The sequence below is a fragment of the Caulobacter sp. 17J65-9 genome, assembly GCF_010975005.1.
Lineage (GTDB): Bacteria > Pseudomonadota > Alphaproteobacteria > Caulobacterales > Caulobacteraceae > 17J80-11.
On sequence record NZ_JAAIVC010000263.1, the window covers coordinates 1 to 3,303 of the forward strand.

Genomic DNA, 3,303 nt, shown 5'->3' on the forward strand with positions numbered 1-3,303 from the left:
GCGGGGCTTTTCGGGAAGTTTGGGTGCGGGGACAGGATTTGAACCTGTGACCTTCAGGTTATGAGCCTGACGAGCTACCGGGCTGCTCCACCCCGCGGCAAACTTTGAGCGTAAGCGGAAGTGATCGTGAGGAAGGGTTTTGAACTTGAAGATTTCGTCCGTCTTGTAGACCTGGCGGCGACCTACTCTCCCGCGTCTTAAGACGAAGTACCATCGGCTCTGGAGACCTTAACGACCGAGTTCGGAATGGGATCGGGTGGGGAATCTCCGACATAGCCACCAGGTCAACGAGACGGACGAAGAAGACATCGTATGTAAAGTGAAAGCCGATCATGGGCTTTGATGAGAAACGATCAAGCCGATCGGATTATTAGTACCGGTAAGCTTCACGTGTCGCCACGCTTCCACACCCGGCCTATCGACGTGGTGGTCTACCACGATCCTCAGCGAAGCCTTGTTTTGAGGTTAGTTTCCCGCTTAGATGCTTTCAGCGGTTATCTATTCCGTACTTAGCTACCCTGCTGCGCGGCTGGCGCCACGACAGGTCCACCAGAGGTACGTCCATCCCGGTCCTCTCGTACTAGGGACAGATCCTCTCAAGCTTCGAACACCCACGGCAGATAGGGACCAAACTGTCTCACGACGTTCTGAACCCAGCTCACGTACCACTTTAATCGGCGAACAGCCGAACCCTTGGGACCTGCTCCAGCCCCAGGATGTGATGAGCCGACATCGAGGTGCCAAACTTTGCCGTCGATATGGACTCTTGGGCAAAATCAGCCTGTTATCCCTAGAGTACCTTTTATCCGTTGAGCGATGGCCCTTCCACGCAGAACCACCGGATCACTATGGCCGACTTTCGTCTCTGCTCGACTTGTCAGTCTCGCAGTCAGGCGGGCTTATGCCATTGCACTCGACGAGCGATTTCCGACCGCTCTGAGCCCACCATCGCGCGCCTCCGTTACACTTTGGGAGGCGACCGCCCCAGTCAAACTACCCGCCACGCCATGTCCCGGACCCGGATGACGGGTCTCGGTTAGACGTCAGCGACGACAAGGGTGGTATTTCAAGGATGGCTCCACCAGAGCTGGCGCCCCGGTTTCATAGCCTCCCACCTATCCTACACATGTCGACGCTAACGCCAAGGCGAAGCTATAGTAAAGGTTCATAGGGTCTTTCCGTCTGACCGCGGGAACCCCGCATCTTCACGGGGAATTCAATTTCGCTGAGCCTGTGCTGGAGACAGTGGGGAAGTCGTTACGCCATTCGTGCAGGTCGGAACTTACCCGACAAGGAATTTCGCTACCTTAGGACCGTTATAGTTACGGCCGCCGTTTACCGGGGCTTCAATTCGGTGCTTGCACACCTCCTTTTAACCTTCCGGCACCGGGCAGGCGTCAGACCCTATACGTCGCTTTACAGCTTCGCAGAGCCCTGTGTTTTTGATAAACAGTCGCTACCCCCTGGCTTGTGCCACTCTGCAAAGGTTGCCCTAAGCAGAGTCACGCTTATCCCGAAGTTACGCGTGCAATTTGCCGAGTTCCTTCAGCACAGTTCTCTCAAGCGCCTTGGTATGCTCTACCAGTCCACCTGTGTCGGTTTCGGGTACGGTCTCTGTTGGAGTTATTTCCAGGAACCCCTTCCCTGCCGAGAGCAATCCAATAAGCCTCGACAAGTTACGGAATTCGTCACTTCCAACTGGCCCAGGAATATTCACCTGGTTCCCATCGACTACGCCTTTCGGCCTCGCCTTAGGGGCCGGCTAACCCTGCGCAGATTAGCTTTACGCAGGAACCCTTGGACTTTCGGCGAGAGGGTCTCTCACCCTCTTTGTCGCTACTCATGTCAGCATTCTCACTTCCGATACCTCCAGCCGACCTCACGATCGACCTTCACCGGCTTACGGAACGCTCCGCTACCGCTCATTGCTGAGCCCTAATCTTCGGCGAACGGCTTGAGCCCCGTTACATTTTCCGCGCAGGAGCGCTTGACCAGTGAGCTGTTACGCTTTCTTTAAAGGATGGCTGCTTCTAAGCCAACCTCCTGGTTGTCAAAGCACTCCCACATCGTTTCCCACTTAGCCGTTACTTGGGGGCCTTAGATGTAGGTTAGGGTTGTTTCCCTTTTCACGACGGACGTTAGCACCCGCCGTGTGTCTGCCGGACAGTTCTCTTGGGTATTCGGAGTTTGGTTAGAATTGGTACAGCTCGCGCCGCCCGCATCCATCCAGTGCTCTACCCCCCAAGGAATACATCCGACGCTCTACCTAAATAGATTTCGCGGAGAACCAGCTATGTCCAGGTTTGATTGGCCTTTCACCCCTATCCACAAGTCATCCCAATCTTTTTCAACAGATATGGGTTCGGTCCTCCAGCTGGTGTTACCCAGCCTTCAACCTGCTCATGGATAGATCACCTGGTTTCGGGTCGTCATGCAACGAACTCTGCGCCCTATTCAGACTCGCTTTCGCTGCGCCTACGCCTAACGGCTTAAGCTTGCTCGTCACATGAAGTCGCTGACCCATTATACAAAAGGTACGCCGTCACCCCGCTCGGGGGCTCCGACTGCTTGTAGGCTTCCGATTTCAGGATCTGTTTCACTCCCCTTGTCGGGGTGCTTTTCACCTTTCCCTCACGGTACTTGTTCACTATCGGTCGTAGAGGAGTACTTAGGCTTGGAGGGTGGTCCCCCCATGTTCAGACAGGATTTCACGTGTCCCGCCCTACTCGAGTCTGTCGCTGTTTGACGCCTACGGGACTGTCACCCGCTATGGTCGACCTTTCCAGGTCGTTCGGCTTTATTTCACGACAGCACTGGCCTGGTCCCGGTTCGCTCGCCACTACTACGGGAGTCTCGGTTGATGTCCTTTCCTCCGGTTACTGAGATGTTTCAGTTCACCGGGTTTGCTTGATGAAGCCTATGTATTCAGCTCATCATACCTTTGAACGATCCGCCAAACCCGTCACCGCCCGAAGGCGGAAACGAATTGGAAGACCGTAAAGGTGGGTTTCCCCATTCGGAAATATGCGGATCAAAGGGTGCTAGCGCCTCCCCGCATCTTATCGCAGCTTGCCACGTCCTTCTTCGCCTCTCTACGCCAAGGCATCCGTCAGAAGCCCTTCAACGCTTGATCGTTTCTCAGCAAAACCCATGCGCGAGATGGTGTCGGGGATGGAAAGAGGTGTCCCACGACGCTCGCGCTATGGCTTTTACTTTGCCAGACGATGTCTTCTTCAAGTTCGACCTAGTGCCACCTTTCGGCCGGTCGAACCCTTCCTTCACGATTTCAATCATCCGCCGGCG

The 3,303-nt window shown here is 55.1% G+C and carries 1 tRNA gene and 2 rRNA genes; all 3 read right to left on the reverse strand.

Annotated elements, in window-relative coordinates:
- Positions 1-20: 20 nt before the first annotated feature.
- Positions 21-97: transfer RNA gene (locus tag G3573_RS20980), tRNA-Met, on the reverse strand.
- A gap of 72 nt (positions 98-169) precedes the next feature.
- Positions 170-284 (reverse strand): 5S ribosomal RNA (rrf, locus tag G3573_RS20985).
- A gap of 65 nt (positions 285-349) precedes the next feature.
- Positions 350-3,133, reverse strand: a 23S ribosomal RNA gene (locus tag G3573_RS20990).
- Positions 3,134-3,303: the final 170 nt, after the last annotated feature.